This is a genomic window from Photobacterium sp. (assembly GCF_033720175.1).
In the GTDB taxonomy this organism is placed as follows: domain Bacteria; phylum Pseudomonadota; class Gammaproteobacteria; order Enterobacterales; family Vibrionaceae; genus Photobacterium.
Map to the genome: position 1 here is coordinate 111,576 of NZ_JAWWDA010000014.1, position 21,189 is coordinate 132,764.

Annotated in this window: 18 protein-coding genes; 12 read left to right on the forward strand and 6 right to left on the reverse strand. The window is 47.2% G+C overall.

All coding sequences use genetic code 11. The features are described from left to right. Positions 1-130: 130 nt before the first annotated feature. A complete protein-coding gene (locus R3289_RS15565; protein WP_318926606.1) occupies positions 131-424 on the forward strand; it encodes a YeaC family protein in 294 nt (97 codons plus the stop codon). 48 nt (positions 425-472) lie between these two features. Here the strand turns inward: R3289_RS15565 and R3289_RS15570 are convergent, their stop codons facing one another. From R3289_RS15570 to sppA, 3 genes are all read right to left on the reverse strand, one after another. After that, positions 473-1,147, reverse strand: a complete 675-nt coding sequence (locus R3289_RS15570) for a glutathione S-transferase family protein (RefSeq protein ID WP_318926607.1) — start codon at positions 1,145-1,147, stop codon at positions 473-475. Between the two features lie 190 nt (positions 1,148-1,337). Next, positions 1,338-2,348 (reverse strand): asparaginase, encoded by a 1,011-nt coding sequence (gene ansA, locus R3289_RS15575; protein WP_318926608.1) that lies wholly within the window; start codon positions 2,346-2,348, stop codon positions 1,338-1,340. 83 nt (positions 2,349-2,431) lie between these two features. After that, positions 2,432-4,285: a signal peptide peptidase SppA gene (gene sppA / locus R3289_RS15580; RefSeq protein WP_318926609.1), complete on the reverse strand. Its 1,854-nt coding sequence runs from the start codon at positions 4,283-4,285 to the stop codon at positions 2,432-2,434. A gap of 205 nt (positions 4,286-4,490) precedes the next feature. Between sppA and R3289_RS15585 the strand changes: the two genes are divergently transcribed. The 5 genes from R3289_RS15585 to R3289_RS15605 all read left to right on the forward strand — a co-directional run bounded on the left by R3289_RS15585 (position 4,491) and on the right by R3289_RS15605 (position 11,500). Further along, positions 4,491-6,503 (forward strand): FAD-dependent oxidoreductase, encoded by a 2,013-nt coding sequence (locus R3289_RS15585; protein WP_318926610.1) that lies wholly within the window; start codon positions 4,491-4,493, stop codon positions 6,501-6,503. Positions 6,504-6,627: 124 nt separating this feature from the next. Then, the gene (locus R3289_RS15590) at positions 6,628-7,176 is read left to right on the forward strand and encodes an NAD(P)H nitroreductase (RefSeq protein WP_318926611.1); all 549 of its coding nucleotides are present in this window, start codon (positions 6,628-6,630) and stop codon (positions 7,174-7,176) included. 113 nt (positions 7,177-7,289) lie between these two features. Then, positions 7,290-8,324, forward strand: a complete 1,035-nt coding sequence (gene selD, locus R3289_RS15595; RefSeq protein WP_318926612.1) for a selenide, water dikinase SelD — start codon at positions 7,290-7,292, stop codon at positions 8,322-8,324. Next, positions 8,324-9,418 carry a tRNA 2-selenouridine(34) synthase MnmH gene (gene mnmH / locus R3289_RS15600; protein ID WP_318926613.1) on the forward strand — a complete coding sequence of 365 codons (1,095 nt, stop codon included), beginning with the start codon at positions 8,324-8,326 and terminating at the stop codon, positions 9,416-9,418. The genes selD and mnmH overlap by 1 nt, the downstream gene beginning before the upstream one ends. A gap of 144 nt (positions 9,419-9,562) precedes the next feature. After that, positions 9,563-11,500, forward strand: coding sequence for a DNA topoisomerase III (locus R3289_RS15605; protein WP_318926614.1), 1,938 nt, complete (start codon positions 9,563-9,565; stop codon positions 11,498-11,500). Here the strand turns inward: R3289_RS15605 and R3289_RS15610 are convergent. Beyond that, positions 11,493-13,106: a GGDEF domain-containing protein gene (locus R3289_RS15610; RefSeq protein ID WP_318926615.1), complete on the reverse strand. Its 1,614-nt coding sequence runs from the start codon at positions 13,104-13,106 to the stop codon at positions 11,493-11,495. The two genes, R3289_RS15605 and R3289_RS15610, sit on opposite strands and share 8 nt — an antisense overlap. 267 nt (positions 13,107-13,373) lie before the next feature. On the opposite strand from R3289_RS15610, the gene R3289_RS15615 reads away from it, so the two are divergent. Continuing rightward, positions 13,374-13,655, forward strand: coding sequence for a hypothetical protein (locus R3289_RS15615; RefSeq protein ID WP_318926616.1), 282 nt, complete (start codon positions 13,374-13,376; stop codon positions 13,653-13,655). Positions 13,656-13,722: 67 nt separating this feature from the next. Here R3289_RS15615 and R3289_RS15620 read toward each other — a convergent pair whose 3' ends face one another. Together R3289_RS15620 and R3289_RS15625 are read right to left on the reverse strand one after the other, a co-directional pair. Then, positions 13,723-15,585 (reverse strand): DUF3413 domain-containing protein, encoded by a 1,863-nt coding sequence (locus tag R3289_RS15620; protein ID WP_318926617.1) that lies wholly within the window; start codon positions 15,583-15,585, stop codon positions 13,723-13,725. 49 nt (positions 15,586-15,634) lie between these two features. Next, a complete protein-coding gene (locus R3289_RS15625) occupies positions 15,635-15,853 on the reverse strand; it encodes a YejL family protein (RefSeq protein ID WP_318926618.1) in 219 nt (72 codons plus the stop codon). Between the two features lie 89 nt (positions 15,854-15,942). On the opposite strand from R3289_RS15625, the gene yejK reads away from it, so the two are divergent. The 5 genes from yejK (at position 15,943) to norR (ending at position 21,089) form a co-directional block, all read left to right on the forward strand. Further along, positions 15,943-16,956: a nucleoid-associated protein YejK gene (gene yejK / locus R3289_RS15630; RefSeq protein ID WP_318926619.1), complete on the forward strand. Its 1,014-nt coding sequence runs from the start codon at positions 15,943-15,945 to the stop codon at positions 16,954-16,956. Positions 16,957-17,208: 252 nt separating this feature from the next. Beyond that, on the forward strand, positions 17,209-18,426 hold the full coding sequence (locus tag R3289_RS15635; RefSeq protein ID WP_318926620.1) for an Hpt domain-containing protein: 1,218 nt from the start codon (positions 17,209-17,211) through the stop codon (positions 18,424-18,426). A gap of 135 nt (positions 18,427-18,561) precedes the next feature. Then, positions 18,562-18,942: a nitrous oxide-stimulated promoter family protein gene (locus tag R3289_RS15640; RefSeq protein WP_318926621.1), complete on the forward strand. Its 381-nt coding sequence runs from the start codon at positions 18,562-18,564 to the stop codon at positions 18,940-18,942. A 313-nt stretch (positions 18,943-19,255) separates the two neighbouring features. After that, the gene (locus R3289_RS15645; RefSeq protein ID WP_318926622.1) at positions 19,256-19,507 is read left to right on the forward strand and encodes a hypothetical protein; all 252 of its coding nucleotides are present in this window, start codon (positions 19,256-19,258) and stop codon (positions 19,505-19,507) included. A 16-nt stretch (positions 19,508-19,523) separates the two neighbouring features. Then, positions 19,524-21,089 (forward strand): nitric oxide reductase transcriptional regulator NorR, encoded by a 1,566-nt coding sequence (gene norR / locus R3289_RS15650; RefSeq protein ID WP_318926623.1) that lies wholly within the window; start codon positions 19,524-19,526, stop codon positions 21,087-21,089. Positions 21,090-21,189 lie beyond the last annotated feature (100 nt).

Sequence of the window (21,189 nt, forward strand, 5' to 3'; positions counted from 1 at the left end):
TAATCTGCCAGGGTATCACTGACGGCTCTGTGATCCCGAAAGCAAAATTGCTGCTCTCACTTGACTGTATGCCCAAACTCCCTCAGGGTGCGGAGTTCAGTGCCTTTTTAGTGTGCAATGGAGCTTGTGAATGGATGTAAAACAATTATTAGCCGCAATGACGCCTGATGTTTACCAGCGAATCTTAACGGCAGTGGAAATCGGTCGGTGGCCTGATGGTACCCCTTTAACGGCAGAGCAAAGAGATTCGGCGCTTCAAGCGGTGATGCTATACCAATCTCGTCATAACACGAATGCTGAACATATGTCCGTCGAGGTCGGTGGTGAAATTAAATTTAAGTCTAAAGCGGATCTAAAGCGTGAATTTGGGGGCGAAAGCGCCACTCAGGATGATATCGCCCGTTTTGGTCATGGTGACATGTAGTTACGTCTAGTTGTTAGTAAAAACCATAATGATAAAAGCGGATAGCGATTAAAGATGATAGCTATTAAAGATCATGGGTTCGCAATAAAAACTGCTGAGTTCATGATCTTCTTCGCTGATTAAATTAGCGATCCACGGTTCTTGCTCTATTGCTGTGATATAGGCATGCAGTTTGGGGTAATGAGGAGCCAGCCTTAGCCCTGCCATCCAGCCATTTCGAAGAATGCTCCACAGGCTGATTTCCGCCATGGAAAAATGGTCGGTAACATACCCTTTTTCTGGAATTTGTTCTTCCAGGTATTGCAGTACTTTAGGCAGGTGATGGTGCATGCACTCAGCAATGGCATCCTCATCAACGCTTTTATTCAGCATTTTACCCCGCATGATCTTCTGATAAAACAACACCCCGCTGACCAGCGACGTTAGCCTGGTATCCGCATATACTTCCAACCAGCGGATTTGGGCCCGATGCTCCGCCGTGCCAGGGTAAAGAGGGGGAACCGGACAGATATCATCCAGATAATGAGCGATGACCGTTGAGTCCATAATGCTGTGGCCATTGTGTTCCAACACCGGCACTTTTCCCATAGGATGGCGTTTTTGCGCCAACTCTTTCTCTAAATAGGGGTTAAGCGGCTGCAAATCATATGACATCCCTTTATAGGCAAGTGCCAGCATGATCTTTCTGACAAATGGAGAGATAGGTGCACCGTGTAAAATCATAAGCGTGTCTCTGGTTGGTTCAGACCGATAAAACTGTATTTATTCCAATACACTAATTCGTTTGCTCTTGATGTGACAGATAGAAGTGTGATTGGTATTTATATGATTGGTATAAGTGTAGCCGTAAAAAAAGAGCCGAATTAAATTCAGCTCTTTTATGATGATGTGGAGATATTATCTGACGGTGTGATCAGAGGGTCAATTCACCACGCAGATCTTGCTGCATTTTACTACGAAGCGTTTCCAGTGGCAGATTCTGGCTTAACAGGAAGTGTAATTTTGCCAACGCGGCTTCAGGTGTCATATCATATCCACTGAGAACGCCCGCATCAGCCAGTGCACAGCCCGTTGCGTAACCGCCCATATTCACCCTGCCTGACAGGCATTGCGTCAGGTTCATCACGATAACCCCGCGATCAGTCGCTTCTTTTAGCTGTTTAAGCAGCTCTGGATTTTGCGGTGCGTTACCCACGCCAAAAGTCAATAAAATCATTGCATTAACTGGTTGTTTTAACGTGTTCCGGATCACTTCTGGTGAAATTCCCGGGTACATTGTAATCACCCCAATGGGTTGTGGTGTGATTGTGTGTACCTTAAATTTACCTTCCGGCTTTTTGTCTAATTCAACATTGTTCAGCTTGATGTTGATACCTGCTTCCAGCAGCGGTGGCAGGTTGGGTGAAATGAAGGCGCCAAAGCCGTCAGCATGAGCTTTAGTGCTTCGGTTTCCACGGATCAACTGGTTGTTGAAGAATAGTGTCACTTCATTTATCGGGTAATTTGCCGCAATGTGAAGTGAGTTCAACAGGTTGCTTTGACCGTCTGAACGCAGTTCTGCCAGTGGAATTTGTGAGCCGGTCACAATCACTGGTTTATCAAGGTTTTCAAACATAAACGACAAAGCAGAAGCAGTGTAAGCCATGGTGTCCGTACCATGTAAAATGACGAAACCGTCATACTTGTCGTAGTTTGCTTTAATATCATCAGCAATGCGTTGCCAATCCGCTGGCGTCATATCCGAAGAGTCGATAAGAGGTTCGTACTCATGGATAGTGAATTTGGGCATTTCTGCACGATGGAATTCCGGCATGCTTTCCAGCTGGTTTTCCATGAAACCAGCAACAGGAACATAACCATGGTCTGATTTCTGCATACCAATGGTTCCGCCGGTGTAAGCAATGTAAATGTGTTTTCTTTCCATATTTAGGCACAGACTTATTGGTTTGGTGGGCGCATTATACGGTTAACGCTCGTTAAAAAAAGCCCGGCATTGCCGGGCTGATCTCACTTTTCATTATTGATGCAGTTCAGGCAAAAGGCATACTGCCCTTTTGGATCATTAAAGTTATTCAATGTGAACAAATCGGTTACAACTTGCTGGGTGACAGGTTGTAACGCACCAGGCAGCTGCCCCACGACCATAGTGGCGACGTCGGCGCTCACTTCACCAACGAATTCCTGGATAAATTGCTCTGCCGGGCTAAGGGGCTCTGCCATCCAGTTCATTTCATAACTCTCAAGTTTCGCCAGCTCTGCTGCGGCGATAATGGCATCGTCAAAATCCCCCAGCTGATCGACCAGGCCTAATTTAAGTGCATCGTGACCGGTCCATACCCGGCCCTGAGCGATTTCATCTGCTTGCTCAAGCGACATATTCCGATATTGGCTGACTAAGCTGATAAAGCGCTGATAGCCATGCTCGATACCAAGCTGGAAGACTTGGGCGACACCTTCGGGTAATTCGCGAGTAACGCCCACCCCAGAGAATGGTGTGGTCCCAACTCCGTCACTGTAGATCCCCATTTTCTCCAGCCCTTTTTCAAAGGTGGTCAAGATAGCAAAAATACCGATAGAACCGGTGATGGTTGTTGGCTGAGCGATGATCTTATCGGCACTTGATGAAATCCAGTAGCCGCCTGATGCAGCCAGGCTCGACATGGAAACGACGACAGGTTTACCTGCCAGCTTTAGCGCATCGACTTCATTGCGGATCACTTCGGACGCAAAAGCACTGCCGCCAGGGCTGTCGACACGTAGAATTACCGCTTTGACATCATCATTTAAACGCGCCTCGCGCAGCAGGTGTGCGGTTGAATCGCCACCCACGGTACCTTGGCGCTGTGTACCGTCAATGATGGCACCACTGGCAACAACAACGGCGATCTGGTTTGGACTTGGCAAGTCCATTTTGACGATTGTTGGCTGGTAGTCATAGTAGCTGATTTGATTAAAGCTGCTGTCACCGTCGCTGCCAAATTTATCAATCATTTTCTGACGAAGCTGAGGGCGAGAGATGAGTTCATCCACTAAACCCATATTAAGCGTTAGCTGAGCAAAATCACCTTTAACGGCTGTGAGTTGCTCGACAAAACTATCGAGGTCCGGGGTTAACGAAGCGGCTTCAATATTGCGGTTGAGTGCCACATCTGCCGTATAAGCTGACCATAATTGATTTAACCAGACGGTATTGGCTTCACGAGCCGCGGATGACATGTCATCACGGGTATAAGGTTCAACAAAAGACTTGTAAGTTCCCACGCGAAATACATGGGTATTAACATTGAGTTTGTCTAACAGGCTTTTGTAGTAAAGGGTGTAGCTGCCATAGCCCGTTAGCATCACGCCGCCGTCAGGTGACATGGACACCTTATCCGCGTAGCTGGCGAGATAGTATTGACTCTGGCTGAAGTTATCACCAAACGCATAAACCGGTTTTCCGGCATCTTTGAACTGATTAATGGCTTTGGCAATATAACGCAATTTGGTCAGGTTGGTGTCTGCCATGCCTTTCAGATTCAGCACTAATCCGGTAATACGCGGGTCAGTGGCAGCCGTCCGTATTGTCTCCACAATGTCGAACAGTACATTTTCCTGTACAGGCTGTTGACCTAAAACATTACTGGCAATGCTATCGATTGGATTGATATAGCTGCGCTGTTCAACGATTGGGCCGGATAAATCCAGAACCAATGCGGCAGCCTCAGGTAACTCAGGCTCTTGGCTATCCTGGCTTAGCACAACGATAATTGTACCGACAATGATTAAGAAGAAAAGATTGAGAATAAATTGCCGGGTGAAACTGATCAGTTTCCAGATAGCTTGGAATATTTTTCCAATGCCTTTGAATATCACTTTCATGCACGTTCCTGATGATGATTCTTATTCCTTATCGTAACTTACTCAACATGGAATTTCAGTAACAAATCCATCCATTGTTTTTCCATTTGGGAGCCGAAGAACCGATTGAAAGTGTGAGATGTTGTATTAATGTAGGTAAATGTTTGAAAAAAGTTACCGTTGTGCAATATACTGGTCAGACCATAACCAAAAAAGAACGGAAGCCATGGACGATAAATCTTACCCTCATCTGTTAGCGCCCTTAGATCTTGGTTTCACCCAGCTACGGAACCGAGTTCTAATGGGCTCAATGCACACCGGCCTTGAAGAGTCTCGTGACGGCTTTAAGAAATTGTCGGCATTCTATGCCGCTCGTGCCCGAGGTGGTGTTGGGCTGATTGTGACTGGCGGTTTTTCACCTAACTTTCGTGGCCGGTTGCACCCGCTCAGTGCGGAGTTCAGTTCTGCTCGTGCAGCGCGTGCCCACCGGGTGATCACTGATGCGGTTCATGAAGAGGGCGGCAAAATTGCATTGCAGCTTCTTCACGCGGGTCGTTATGCAATGCATCCTTTTGCGGTTAGTGCTTCGGCGATTCGATCGCCAATCTCCAAATTTACCCCCAGTGCAATGAGTTCTCGGCAGATCCATAAAACGATCGAAGCCTTTGCAAAAAGTGCAGAACTTGCCCGTGAAGCTGGTTATGACGGGGTGGAACTCATGGGGTCTGAAGGATACCTGATAAACCAGTTTATCTGTAAGCGCTCCAATCATCGCTATGATGAATGGGGCGGTAGCTATGAAAACCGTATTCGCTTCCCGATAGCGCTGGTAGAAGCGGTACGTAAGCGCACCGGACATGATTTCATCATCATCTTCCGTTTGTCTATGCTGGATCTGGTTGAGCAGGGTAGCACCCTGGAAGAAGTGGTCACACTTGCGCAAGAACTGGAAAAAGCGGGGGTGACTATCCTGAATACCGGGATTGGCTGGCATGAAGCCCGCATACCAACCATTGCGACACAAGTTCCACGAGCCGCTTTTACCTGGGTAACGGAAAAACTGAAAAGCGAAGTTAATATTCCATTAGTTACCACTAACCGTATTAATACCCCGCAAGTGGCCGAAGACATCTTATCGTCTGAGCAGGCCGATATGATTTCGATGGCTCGTCCATTTCTTGCGGATCCGAATTTTGTGGTCAAAGCTGAGCAAGATCGGGCGGATGATATCAATACCTGTATTGGCTGTAATCAGGCTTGTCTGGATCAGGTGTTTGCCGGTAAACGTGCAAGTTGCTTAGTCAATCCGCAGGCATGCTATGAGACAGAGTTGGTATTGACCCCTGTGGCCAATAAGCGAAAAGTGGCGGTGGTTGGTGCGGGGCCTGCCGGTTTAGCCTTCTCGACTGCGGCTGCTGAGCGTGGTTTTGACGTCGATTTGTTTGATATGAATGAGTACGTCGGGGGGCAGTTTAATCTGGCGATGCGAATTCCAGGGAAAGAAGAATTTAAAGAAACCATTCGCTACTTCACTCGCCGTTTAGAACAGACCGGGGTAAACGTGACACTGGGGCATGCGGTCGAAGCGGATGAATTAAAAGGCTATGACGAAGTGATTGTTGCCACAGGGGTGAAACCGCGCCTGCCTAATATTCCGGGTGTCGAGAGTGATAAGGTGATCGATTACCAGACCCTGATCCGTGATAAGGTTCAGCTGGGCCAGAAGGTTGCCGTCATTGGTGCAGGGGGGATCGGGGTAGATGTTTCTACCATGCTAACCGAACCCGACCATCATGATTTAGATAGCTGGCTCAAAGACTGGGGAATTGATAAAACGATTGAACATGCAGGTGGGTTGTGTCCCTTTGAGCAGCACATGAGCCCTCGCCAAGTGTGGCTGATGCAGCGTAAACCGGGCAAGGTCGGTAAAGGGCCGGGCAGAACCACGGGCTGGATCCACCGGCGAGTACTGGAAAAACGTGGTGTTGAACTGCTTGGTGGTGTCAGCTACGACAAAATTGATGAGCAGGGGCTGCATATTACCGTTGAAGGCCAGTCGCGCATTCTCGATGTTGATAATATCGTACTGTGTGCGGGGCAGAGTTCTGTTGAGCAGCTATCTGAAGAGCTCAAGGCCATGAATGTGAATGTTCATGTGATTGGCGGTGCAGAGGTCGCGGGTGAGGTGGATGCTAATCGGGTGATCCGCGAAGCGGTTGAGTTGGCTGCAAAGCTGTAGTTACGCTGAAGAGCGGACAGGCTGGACACGAGTAAGCAAGCTTTGAACCTCATAATATTCATGGTTTTTTGTCATCATTTTTGTGATATAACAACAATAATAATCATTTGTATTTGAGGTCACCATGGATGCGCTAGCACTTTTGTTAAATCGACGTTCATTGCCAAAACTGATGGAGCCGGTTCCACAGGGTGATATGTTAAATAATATCTTTCGGGCTGGGCTGAGAGCACCGGATCATGCCGGTTTAACCCCATGGCGCTTTATCGTATCGCAAGGTGAAGGGCTGCAAAAATTAGCCGATATTCTGGTCGAGGCAGCAAAAGCTGATGGTGCCGATAATACCGAGATCGAAAAAGCGGGTAAATCGCCGTTCCGTGCTCCGATGGTGATCACTGTGGTGGCTAAAGTCACCGAGCATGAAAAAGTACCGGTTGTTGAACAGCACTTATCGGCAGGGTGTGCAGTACACGCGATGCAAATGGCTGCGGTAGCGCAAGGCTTCTCCGGTTTCTGGCGAACCGGCAAATGGGCTTATCATCCGATCGTACGTGAAGCTTTGGGGGTGACTGGACATGATTTAATTGTCGGTTTTCTCTATATAGGGTCGCCAGCCTGCCGTGAGGCGAAAGTACATGAACGCGATATCGGACAGTTTGTTGAATATCTGTAGCCTTACCTTTTCCTGCTAATTCTCTTTTTATAATCAACATTCGCAGGTTAGGGTGACACATCTGGTTCGCAGGAGTAGAATCCTTGGCTCTCTTTGTTATTCCGGAGTGTGTCATGGAAAACGTTCGTCTGACTCAATACAGCCACGGTGCAGGATGTGGTTGTAAAATTTCTCCTCAAGTTCTTGATACTATTCTCCAAACTCAGTTAGCACCGTTCACTGATCCTAACCTGCTGGTCGGTAATGAAAGTAAAGATGATGCCGCCGTTTATGATTTAGGAAATGGCACGGCAGTGGTCAGTACGACGGATTTCTTCATGCCTATCGTCGATGATCCGTATGATTTTGGCCGCATTGCCGCAACCAATGCGATCAGCGACATCTATGCGATGGGCGGTAAGCCAATTATGGCGATTGCGATCCTTGGCTGGCCTGTCAATGTATTGGATCCTGAAATTGCCCAACAGGTAATTGAAGGCGGTCGTTCTGTTTGCCGTGAAGCGGGGATCTCCCTCGCCGGTGGCCACTCGATTGATGCGCCTGAGCCTATTTTCGGTCTGGCGGTAACCGGTATTGTCGACACGGATCGGGTTAAGCGTAACAACCGTGCTGAAGCAGGCTGTAAACTGTTTTTAACCAAGCCGTTAGGAATTGGCGTATTAACAACGGCCGAGAAAAAATCCAAGCTTGCCGACGAGCACCAGGGCCTGGCCCGTGACTGGATGTGTAAATTGAATATCCCCGGTGCTGATTTTGCCAATGTTGAAGGCGTAAAAGCGATGACAGATGTCACCGGTTTTGGTCTGCTGGGGCATTTGAGCGAGATTTGTGAAGGCAGTCAAGTTAAGGCGAATGTATGGTTTGATAGCGTTCCCCACTTGCCGGGTGTTTTTGACTATATCGCTCAAAACTGTGTCCCGGGTGGTACAGAGCGTAACTATGCAAGTTATGGCAGCAAGATTGGTGCATTAACGGATAAGCAGAAAGCACTCTTGTGTGATCCGCAAACTTCTGGCGGTTTATTACTGGCTGTAACCGCTGATGCGGAATATCAGGTTCAGGAAGTGGCAGAAAAACATGGTATTGAGCTGCAAGCCATTGGTGAACTACTGCCCCAAGATGGCGAAATCCTGGTTGAGATTTGTTAATGCCGCGTCCAAATTGTGAAGATTATCGCCAGCTGTTGGTCAATGACACGCCGTTAATGGATATGCGTGCACCGATAGAGTTCAGTCAAGGTGCATTTCCAGCTTCGATCAACAATCCACTGATGTCAGATGATGAGCGTAAAGCGGTCGGCACTTGCTATAAAGAAAACGGCCAGGAAGCCGCGATTGCTTTAGGTCACCAGTTAGTCAATGGTGACGAAAAAGCCAGGCGTGTCGCGCAGTGGAGTGCGTTTTGTGACGCCAACCCGACGGGGTATCTGTATTGTTTCCGGGGTGGATTGCGTTCGCGGATTACTCAGCAATGGCTGAAAGAAGCGGGCATTGATTACCCGATGGTTGTCGGTGGCTATAAAGCGCTGCGCCGTTTCCTGATCGATACGATAGATCAGGTGGCTCAGCAACCCATGACCTTGATCGGCGGCAATACCGGTTGTGGTAAAACCATCATGGTGAATCAGCTTGCCAATGGTATTGATCTGGAAGGGGCCGCAAATCACCGTGGCTCATCGTTTGGCCGTTATGTTACCTCGCAGCGAACACAAATTGATTTCGAAAATACACTGGCCGTTGAGATGCTGAAAAAGCAAGCGTCAGGGTGTGAACAATTTGTGTTTGAAGATGAAGGCCGTGCAATTGGCTCGACCAGTGTACCTTTATCGATCAACGCGGCAATGCAAAACGCCAAAATCGCCATTGTCGATGATCCGCTAGATGTTCGCCTTGAGCGTTTATTAGCGGATTACGTAGTACGCATGCAGCGTGATTTTGTAGCCCTCCATGGCGAAGAACAGGGCTGGCAGCTGTTTGCTGATTACCTTGAAAAAGGGATGTACGGTATTCGCAAGCGACTGGGCCTGCAGCGCCATGAACAATTGCTGACCGCACAACAGCTAGCAGTCCAAGTTCAGCTGAATAACGGCTCCCTTGCCGGACATGATGCCTGGTTGCGACCTTTGCTCGAAGAGTATTACGATCCGATGTATACCTATCAGCTGAGTAAAAAAGCCGATCGGATAGTCTTTCGTGGTGATTTCGATGAGGTCAGAGCGTGGTTGGGCGAGCATAGTTCCTAGTTTCTAGACGCGAATTTCGAGGCATTAGTATCTCGAAATTCGCAGCCCCTTCCTTTGGTACTGTTTTTTTATCCAGTAACATCTTGTCCTCATCTCATTCTTTCGATAGAGTTTCCTTCAAATAACACTAACCCGATTAACCGGATGACTCGTCTTTATATTGCAGAAAAGCCCAGTTTGGGCCGTGCTATTGCCGCGGTTTTACCTCGCCCTCATAAAAATAACAATGGTTACATTGAAACGGGGAACGGGGATATTGTGACATGGTGTATCGGTCACTTGCTCGAACAAGTCGAACCGGATGCCTATGATGAAAAATATAAAAAATGGAATATGGCGGATTTACCGATTATTCCCGAGCAATGGCAACTTGTCGCAAGAAAGTCAGCAAAGCAGCAATTGGCCGTTATTCGTAAATTAGCGAAGCTGGCAACGGAAGTAGTGCATGCGGGTGATCCCGACAGGGAGGGGCAGCTGCTGGTTGATGAAGTTATTGATTATGTGAAATTATCGGCCAAGAAAAAAGCCGAGATCCAGCGCCTGCTGATTTCAGATTTAAACCCTGCCGCCGTCAAGCGGGCATTGGCAACAATGCGCAGTAACCGCGATTTTATTCCGTTATCGGTTTCAGCTTTAGCGCGATCACGTGCAGACTGGATGTACGGAATGAATATGACCCGGGCCTATACCTTGCTTGGACAGAAAGGGGGGTATCGCGGCGTTTTGTCTGTTGGTCGAGTTCAAACTCCGATATTAGGCTTGGTCACCCGACGCGATGATGAGATTGCGAATTTTAAGCCTAAGCCATTTTACGAAGTCTTTGCCTTAATCCCATATCAGGATATGGACATCCGAGCGCGTTGGAAGCCCAGTGAAGCCTGTCAGCCCTGGCAAGATGAAGACGGGCGAGTGCTCAATCGCCAGCTGTGTGAAAACGTAGTTAAGCGAATTAAAGGTCAGCCCGCCGAAGTCACTGAATCAGAGCGAAAGGAAACCCGCCAGGCACCGCCGTTGCCGTACTCCTTGTCTGCGTTACAGATCGATGCTGCAAAGCGTTTCGGTATGAGCGCGGCCGATGTACTGGCTAACTGTCAGTCTTTGTATGAAAAACACAAAGTGATCACTTACCCTCGTTCTGATAGCCGTTATCTGCCAAACGAGCATTTTAAGCAAGCCGGAGATGTCTGTCAGGCGATTGTCAGTAATGCCGGTGAGTTGGCCAAGGCGGGTGAAGGGGCAAACCTGTCACTGAAATCAAAAGCCTGGAATGATAAAAAAGTCGATGCTCACCATGCGATTATTCCGACGCCTAAGCAGATTAATTCCGGCATCTTGAGTGCCAGCGAAAGCAAAGTTTACCAGTTGATTGCCCGTCAGTATTTGATGCAGTTTTATCCGGCGGCTGTTTATGCCGAAGCGAAGTTAGTCTTTACTATTGCTCAGGGGCATTTTATTGCCCGTGGTCGCCAGTTGATGAGCGGTGGATGGCGTGCGCTACTGGGGCGAGATGATTCTGTCAATGATCAGGCTGATAAGGGATTGGCTGATAAAGTGCCGCCACTTGAAAAAGGGACAGTATTAACCTGCCGCAATGGCGAGATCAAAGATAAAATGACCGAGCCTCCGAAAGCCTTCACTGAAGCGACATTGCTGCAGGCGATGACGGGGATCGCCCGGTTCGTCTCGGATGCTTCGCTGAAAAAAATTCTGCGAGATACCGATGGTCTGGGAACTGAAGCGACGCGTGCGGGTATATTAGAGCTTTTATTTAAACGGCAGTTGCTGAAGCGGCAGGGCAAGAACATTCATGCGACAGAAGCGGGCAGAGGGCTGGTATATGCCTTGCCAGATGAAGCCACTTATCCGGATATGACGGCTCATTGGGAGCATCAGTTGCAAGATATGGCGGATAAAAAATGTGCCTATCAACCATTTATGGACGCTTTACAGCAGCAAGTCCATCAGCTGATGGATAAGGTAAAGTACAGCGACGTCCCTATTAGTTTGCGTGAATTGAAATCCCCCGAGCCGAGACAAGCGGGTAAAAAGAGGCGGTCTACCAAGCAGAAAAAGGCTAAATAATGCAGTAACGGTTCCTGCCTTGGGATTTAGCCTCATAGAGGGCTATGTCGACCCGCTTGAAGAATTCATCGGGAGAGCTGTGTATCGACGGGATCATGGTACTGACACCAATGCTGATGGTGACAATGTCGGGGGCGTCGTCGACGCCGTACTGTCTTGGCAGCTGCCGTTTTTGAATTGCAGATAAGGCGCGTTTAGCCGCAAAAATTGCGGCATTATGATCCTGGCCGGGTAATAGCAGCACAAACTCTTCGCCGCCATAGCGGGCAAAGAGCGAACCAGCTCGCCGTTCAAGCTGAGCCAGTGTGGTGGCGATGACTTTTAAGCACTGATCACCGGCAGCATGACCATATTGGTCGTTATACGCTTTAAAGTGATCAACATCCATGATGAGCAGGGAAAATGGCAGCTGGTGGCGTTCAGCCCTATGCCATTCATCCATAATTTTCTGGTCGAAAACCCGGCGATTATACACGCCAGTCAGGGGGTCGAGTTTGGAGATTATTTCGAGTCTGGCGTTTACCCGTTCCAGCTCGGCGGTTCGCTCAGCGACACGCTGTTCCAGCTCTTTGTTCAGCCTGATCAGGCTTTCTTCAGCCTGGCGGCGCACGATATGCTGCGAGACAATAAAACCAAACTGTTTGAGCAGGTAATGGTGGTAATCATGCAGAGGCTTGCCAGTCAGCAGGTTATCACAAGCAATCCAGCCGACAGGCGTATCTTCATCCCACAGTGAGATATAAGCACTCCAGCCAAAGCCGACCTGCTTCAGGTCATGGTATAAAGGCGTATTGTTTTCAATCGCAAGGTATTCCTCATTTGACACGGTATGGGCGGTAAACCACAGATCGGGGATTTCCGATTCAAAGTAATGCTCATCGACCGTATTACCGTGAATGTCTGTGCCATAAGTCCCGCGCATGCGCTGGTTTTTTGCAAAGAGAAAAATGGCCATACGATCGAGGTGTAACTGTTTTTTCCCTTCTTCTACCGCGGTAAATAGCATGCTATTCATCGAGTCTGCCCGCCATAGCTTAAAGGAAATGTCATGTAAGGCCTGAAGCTGTTGTAACAGGTTTTGTTGTTCATGCTGGCTGATTTGTAATTCCCGTTCAGCCGAACGGCGTCCCAAATGCTCGTCTTTTATTGTCTGGCCGAGCAAGCCGGCATCGAGTTCGGAGGCGAGCAGGGTTGCCAACAGCGAAAAATCCTTACAGGCATACTCTGTTTCTGCGGGAAGATCGACAATTAAGCAGCCGATGATACTTGATCGGCGCTCTAGCGGTAACCATAGGCGTTTAATGCTGCCATGGCTGGTATATTGCGGCCTGTGACTACTGATGGCCTCAGTGATATGATCGCTCGGAAGACCTATATTGCCGCCAACGGCGACAGGGGGAAACTGGTAGTGAATCCCTTCATGATCCATATCGAGCAAGGTTTTCCATGTCGATTTATAAGCGACCAAGAGCTGGCTGTGGATCACTCCAAAACTTTCGCTGAAATTACGGCATGTTAATTCACAAATAGTACGAAGCCCATGGGCATTACCCCATTGTTCAGTAATCCTCTGATAGAAAACACTTAACTGTTTTTGACTGGCCAACGTCTGACTTCCATATTATTTATTTTTATTAACCGTATTCTTAACGATTAGAGAGAATAAATTTAGTATGGAAGCCACAGTTTAATGTGAAATGTGGTGTGTATTTATAAATTTGCGACAGGAACCTCATAAGTGCAGGAGGGCAGGGGCACCTGAAAATTTTGTGATGAATAATGAGCAAGCTAAGTCTTAAATATAAACTAGAAAAATTTGTGTTTGTATGCTTATTTTATTGGTATCGCAATTGTTTTTCAGTGGAGTACTGCTATGAGGCCAACAATAAGATTTAGCCTGTTCCTCACTGGATTATTGTTATTAACGGGAATGGCGGGGTGTGCGACCCGACATGATCAGTTGGCGGAGTTAGGTTTTACCCGTGATTATCTTGATGGCTACCAGGACGGCTGCAGTAGCCGTAAAGAACAAACGACCACGTATATCGATGGCTTCCGTCGTGATCCGGAGCGGATGTTGGCCGACATGAAATACGCCAGTGGCTGGAGCGATGGTTTCGAGCAATGCTATGCCAATAATGCGGACTATTACTGACGGTATCTATAACTCATAGATGAACGTCAAAAAAGGCCGCGAGTTCGCGGCCTTCTTAAGTCTAACGCTATTCAGGCTGATAAAAACGTTTCATCTCATGCATGACCTGCATCAGTGTCGACAACTTTGGTTTAGCTTCATCCATTAATTTGTAGTTGTTATCGTAAACGCGGTAGTTGCCATATTTATCGACCACTGTAGTGCGGTTTTGCTGTATTACGACAATGTCACGACTGTCACCGGCTAAAATCCAGCGGCGTTTAGGATGTTCTTCAAACAGGTTGACGCCACTGCTGTAGATATTCGGTGATGATGAGACATTAAGCAGAGATTCCATCACGGTGGGTACCACATCAAGATGGCTGGTGGGTCGGTTGATCTCTGCTGCAACCTGATTGGGCCAATGAATGATCATTGGTACTTTCAATTGATACTGGCTGTAGTTACTGTTTGCCCCCCAGCTATTGGTACCCGTTTCATTGAACTCCGTGCCATGGTTAGCGGTGATAATAACAACGGTATTATCCAGTTCCTGCTTTGCAGCGAGTTCTTCAAAAATATCAGCCAGCAGCTCATCGACATAATAGGTAGCATTACGGTAGCTGTTTTTAAGTAACAGCGTAGAGTCAACGCCCTTGGCGTTTATCTTGACGTTACCAAGCGAAGGAGTGAATTGCGGCACATAATCCCCCCCCTCTTCAAACTCTTGTACAGACTTCAGCTCAAGATAGCTAAACCAAGGTTTTTCGTTGTTTTGACTCGTTAACCAGGTTTTCCAGTCAGCAATAGCCAGTTGGTCATTCGGCTGCAGGCTTTGATTGGAAGCCAGACTCTCTTTCGCTTGCTTAGTGTTAAAAATAGCCTGGTCGTAAATTGGCTCTTTAAACTGATTACCACTGAACAGACCGAAGTCGTAATTGCGTTCTTTAAGGGTATTTAGCAGAATTGGCGTAGAGCCTTCAGACTGTACACTATTGATATAACCACCAGGCAGGCCGTAGAACAAGCCAAAGATGCCGGTCATATTGTCATTGCTGGCACTGTAGTGGTTTTTGTAGTTTAAATTCAGGTTAGCAAAAGCAGTCAGGTAAGGCATGGTTTGCTCATTCACCATGTCACTGCGTAAGCTATCAATCATCACAATCAGTAAGTTATAATTAGTGCCATGATTGTTAAAGCTCAGTTTTTCAATGGGGTAGCGGATCCGTTCACTTTCGTCTAAACCTTGCTCAGCCTGGCGTTTAACATAGTCCTGACGATCAAGGAGACCATGTTTCTCCATGAAGCTTTTCGCTGTCATCGGGTAAGATAACGGAAAGTTTGAACGCTGCATGGTGACGGGGCGATACAAATTAGCATCCGCCCAGATATAGAGCAGATGGCTAGCCAGGAAACATAAACCAAACACGGTGGCTATCGGCACACCCACGTGCTTGCGCGTGAGCTTTCTGAGTTTTCGCCATAACCATTCTGACAGAATTAATTGCAGCAGGAAGATGATAGGAACAACCACAAACAGGTATTGCCAGCGGGCATTCAGTTCGGTTTTCTCACCACTTAACAGTAGATCCCATACCAGAGGGCTTAAATGTAACTCAAGACTCTCGTAGGCATGAGTGTCTAACAATAACGTTGTCAGACCTATTGTACCAACTAACACCGCAAACAGACGCATCAGGCGCTGAGACGGGATCAGAAAACTGGCAGGAAAAAGGATTAAGATATAAAAACCAAAGACAAGAAACCCGAAATGTCCGACCCAGCTCAATCCAAGATAAAGCTGTCCCAGTAGCGTTTCAGGCCATTCAGATTGCACAATGTAACGCGTGCCTAAAAGCATGGCTGCGATAATATTGAAAAAGCTGAACCAGTGTCCCCAGCTGATTAGCTGCGAGACTTTGTCTTTATAATTATTTCCGCTGGCGACCATAAATGTCTGTTCTTCTCAGTCTGAAATGCAAGCTTACAAAAAGATAAGCTTAATCTTCTTTAATTGAGTTCAGCAGAGCTTGTGCGAATTTTCCCGCGATAGCTTTCTTTTGCGATGCCGGAACATCGGCATTGATGATGTTAGTCGCAATATTACCCACCACCATAAGTGCAAGTTCTGCAGAAGCGTTATGGTTTTCAAGTACGTCGTACACATCGCTAATGATCTGTTCAACTTGCTGATTGCTATATTTTGAAGTAATTGGCATAGGAAGTCTTGTTTAATGTCTTAGTTTAAAGTTTAAGAAAGCGGCTTATAATAACCTACACTTTACTCTTACTGAAAACCTTTTCCATTATGAGCCTTATACTTTCGAACGTCATCCTTCACCAACTGACAAAAAATGATCAAGATGAGCTTGAGATTCATCTTAGAAAACAAATGCTTGACCAGGATAAATCAACAGAAGACCTAGTTGCTGAACTGCATCGAGTATATAGCAGTAAAGGTGCCAAAGGGTTCGGACATTTTGCTGAAGACAGCGAATTTTGTCATTGGTTGAAGCAATGTCGCACTGGTGAGCTGGACTTTTTGACATTTTCTAACCAATCAGCCCAGCGATTACAGGCTGAATTAGCAAAATACCCGTTCGCTGAAGCCGGCACCTTGGTGATGGCTGAATATCAGTCATTGGCGACGGATTACCTGTTTATCGGTTTGTTGCCAACCCGCCACAGCATGAAAGTTACCGAACAGCTGGATATCAGTGCAACTGATTATCTGGACGTGGCTAAAATGGATATCGCGGCACGTATCGATCTGTCGTCTTGGGAAACGAATGCGGATTCCAATCGTTACCTGACGTTTATCAAGGGGCGTGTGGGCCGTAAGATCGCTGATTTTTTCTTGGATTTTCTGCAGGCGGTTGTTGGTTTGGACGTGAAAGAACAAAACCAGGTGCTGATGCAGGCGGTGGAAGATTTCTGTGCCGACTCACGTTTAGATAAGGAAGAGAAGCAGCAGTATCGTAAGCAGGTTTACGATTACTGTAACGGGCAGCTTCAATCCGGTGATGAAGTGGCAGTGAAAGAACTGGCTGGTGAGCTACCTAATGCTGAAGACGGGACAAACTTTTACGAATTTACGTCAAACCAAGGGTATGAATTGGAAGAGAGCTTTCCTGCCGATCGCACATCTATGCGTAAGTTAACCAAGTTTGTTGGCTCTGGCGGCGGGCTAACGATTAATTTCGAGAGTATGTTGCTGGGTGAGCGTATTTTCTACGATGCAGAAACTGACACGCTGACTATCAAAGGGACCCCACCTAATTTAAAGGATCAGCTACAGAGACGTTTGAGCAGCGATAACTGATCTAACACCAACCGGTATAACATGCTATGCACGTGAACCACCTTTGTTGTGACGAAGGTGGTTTTTTATTATCTTCGAGGTGAGAGGTCGTGTCTGTATTATAAGACATAATCTTACACCGATATAAAGCTCATTGCGTATTGGATTTCGTCTGGGAATTTGTCTAAAGTTAAGGTAGTAACTAGTTGTATGAAAAGAAGATTGGATAGGGTAGTCCCCATTTTATTTTCTGATCCGATAAAAGGAACTAGCATGGATGACCGAGAAACTGTACTTTCGCTCCAGACGGAAAAGACTGCAGCCAGTCACCGTAAAATCAGATTGCTACTCTCGAAGAAAGTACTTTATGCCTTCGTATTGGTGATTATGTCGAGCGCTGGCCTGTTTGGTTACCTGTCATTTCAGTCTTTGCAAGTGCGAGATGTCATTGGTCTGATTTCTCAGGTTGAGTCGGAAGCTGAGCAACTAAGAAGTACCGTCACCGTGAATATGGCGGTGCCTGTATCTGCCCAACGCCATGTGTCGGAGGCACTCCGTAAACACCTGCTTGAACTCAACGGTGTCTCCGTTGCCAGTCAGTTTGAAGAACCGCTGAAGACCTTAATTTTACAAGGCAGACAATTTACTGAGAAAGTCGATAAGGCGTTAATGACCGGGCAGGTGATCCCTCAGTCAGAGGTCCAAAATATTAGCCTGAGCAGCTCTCCGAACCAGTTTTATACGCTTAAAAATGATTTGCTGGCTTATGACTTCTGGTTATCCCAGATGAACCTGATACTAATGGCTGTCGTATCACTTTCAGGGGTGATGGTGACACTCTATGCCGCGAAGAGGGCTGACGAAGTCGCAACTGCCGGCGTATCAACAACAGAAGCATTAATCACCCTACGGGGAGAAGAAGTTAATACTGCCATTGTCGTTGCAATGCCAGTAAAAGAGATCAGTGAGGCTGAAAAAGCATTAATTACAGAATTGATGACAGCGATACCTCAGCCTGCAGAACCGTCAGAGATGGGGGAAGATATGTCTCCGGTGGAATTGACAGAAAAGGCTTATTTACAACAAGAACCAATATTTGATGTTCAATATATCTTAGACAATATGGATGGTGACAAAGAGTCTGTAATAATGCTGCTGGATATCTTCCTTGAGGAGCATTCTGGTGACGGGGATCTCCTGAAAAACTGTATTGAGCAGTCTGATTTCGATAAGGCCCGTCTATTAATGCATAGCTTGAAAGGAGTGGCGAGCAATCTCGGATCGCCGTCATTGCGGTCGATTTCCGAACGGGTTGAGTATGGTTTAAAAAAGAAACACACCGTGACCAGTACAGACTGTATGGCTCTCAGTCTGGCGATTAAACAGGTAGTCAGTGCAGTAGAAGCTTATTTGGAAGCCGAAAGAGGGCTATCGGTGGATTCCCCACAGGCAGTTGACGTTGAGGGGATAACAAAAATGTCAGTCTGTTGAGGTTAATACCAATCGGGATAAGGATCTGGCCATTTTCTGCAATAATCCAGCCTCTAGAGGATAAGATTGTGATCAATGCACAAATTTGATCCTTATCAATAGTTGGTTTTTGAAGGGGTGGATAATAGCCGCCCTATGATTATTCTAAATAAACAGTCAGTTCGAGCACAGCGTGAACTGGATACGGTGAAAGCGATGATTCGCCTATATTGTAAAACGCTGCACCGTGGGGCGATTGTTTGCCCTGAATGTGAAAGTCTTTTTGAGTATGTTGAAAAAAAGGTTGATAGCTGCCGTTTAGCGGAGGAAAAGCCAGCCTGTTTGAAATGTCACAGGCATTGTTATCACCCCGCCAAACGTCTGCAAATGGCGCATGTAATGCGCTGGGCGTTACCGAGATTTACCTGGCGTCACCCGCTACGGGCATTACAATATAAATTTGATCGCAAGCGTCTGAATGACAGTCTGCCATCACGCAATATTACGGAGTACCTCAAGCAACTGTTGATGCTTTGATGTGCGACGGAGATTAAAGAGAAGGCTGCCAGAGGCAGCCTTTTTGTTTGCTTACGGTTATACCGATTGGTATTAATTATGCGGCTTTCAGTCCCAGACCTACCAGCCAGGTCGCAATACGGTCATCCGTCAGTTCTGGCTGACGGTCTTCATCCAGTGCTAAGCCGACAAATTTGTCATCTATTACCGTGCGGGAGTCATTAAAATCATAGCCGTCAGTGGACCATTGACCGATGAGCTCCCCCCCCCTCGTAACTATTTAGTCGCTTTTATTTCTCTTCCAGCCACCTAACTGCTCTAGCAATTGCAGTTTGTGCTGGACTTGCTCACGCAAGCGTTCGAGGTTGGCCTGATACTGCTGCGGATCACGGCGCAATACCTGGGTAAAGCGGGCTTCGCGGCTGATCAGGGCCGGATTAGACCTCGACTAGCTCAATCTCAGGTTGTGGGTTCAGCAAAAGAAAAGCTAAACATCAGTTCAGATCAAAAACAGAAAATTATCCTGGCACCTCACCGTAAAGCTTTACATGATTTATGTGGCGATGTAAAAAGTACATCATTATAAATGTGAAGGTCCATATATGCAGAATTCTCTTGAGCAAGCCATGTTGCAAATTGCGCTCGACCTCAATTTAAACCTTCCTTCCGGGCATCATTACCAACGTTTAATCCAATCATTGCAATCGGTATTACCATGCGATGCGAGTGCGTTATTTATTCTTGATGAGTCAGGTTTGCTTTCTGCCGCCGCGGTAAACGGCCTGTCAGAAGAAGTGTTAGGGAAAAAGTTTGACCCGAAACAACACCCGCGTTTGCAGGCTATTATGGACAGTCGTCAACCGGTGCGTTTTCCGGCAAGCTCAACCTTGCCTGATCCCTTTGACGGTTGGCTTAAAGATGATCCTAACCGCTCTATCGACGTTCATGACTGCATGGGTTGTAGCTTGTATGTCGAAGATCACTTAGTCGGCCTTATTACGATTGATGCCATGCAGATTGGCGCATTTAAACGTGTTGATGATATTACCGTCGCGACCTTTGCGGCACTCGCTGCCGCGACGATACGAAATGTGAATCAGGTGGAGGCGCTGCGTAAAAGTCACCGCCAGCAGCAGAGCATGAACCAGGTATTGATCCAGGAGGCACGAGAGAAAAGTGGTGAGTTAATCGGCATTAGCCCGGAAATGGAAGGCTTGCGTAATAATATCAATATGGTCGCGCATTCTGATTATGCAGTGTTAATTAGTGGTGAAACAGGAACGGGTAAAGATCTGGTCGCACATGCATTACATGCGAACTCTTCCCGGGCCAAGCAGCCGATGATCTACGTTAACTGCGCAGCGCTGCCTGAAAGCCTGGCAGAAAGTGAGCTTTTTGGTCACGTGAAAGGTGCCTTTACCGGCGCCAGCAGCAACCGTGCTGGTAAATTTGAGCTTGCTGATGGCGGTACTATTTTCTTGGATGAGATTGGTGAACTGCCATTACTGATGCAGGCGAAACTACTGCGGGTGATCCAGCAAGGTGAAGTTCAGCGGGTTGGCGCAGACAAAAACATATTTATTAATGTGCGCGTCATCGCGGCCACCAACCGCGACTTACCGCAAGAAGTCGAGGCGGGGCAGTTTCGTCGTGACCTTTACCATCGCTTGAATGTATTCCCAATTAAGGTGCCAGCCCTGCGCCAGCGGCAAGAAGATATTGCGGTACTATCCGGCTATATTTTAGATCGCGTGCGACTGCAGTTTCATGTCGCCAAACTCCAACTGCACCCACAGGCATTAACGGCATTAGAGCATTATCATTGGCCGGGTAATGTACGTGAATTAGAGCATACGCTGATGCGGGCGGGTTTACGTGCTATTCAAGATCAGCAACATCTGATCGGTAAACAGCATCTGTCAGATGAGGTAAGCCATAAAACAGGCGCAGTAGAGCATGGGAATACTTCAGCATTACCCAACACGCCTTTTGAGCTGCGCGGCGCGGTAGAGCGTTATCAAACCAAGTTGATCTCCCATGCATTGCAACAGTCCAACTTTGTTTGGGCGCAAGCGGCGGAGTTTTTGCAGATGGATCGCGGCAACCTCTACAAAATGGGTAAGAAGTTGGGGATAAAACCCAGCAAGTTACGCGATGAATTAATCTGATTTTTATGAAACAGCCCAGCATTTTGAACGTTGTGATCTGTTTGGCTATCAGCGCTTGATGTGATAATCACATCAAGCGCTGATGTGGTTATCACATCAA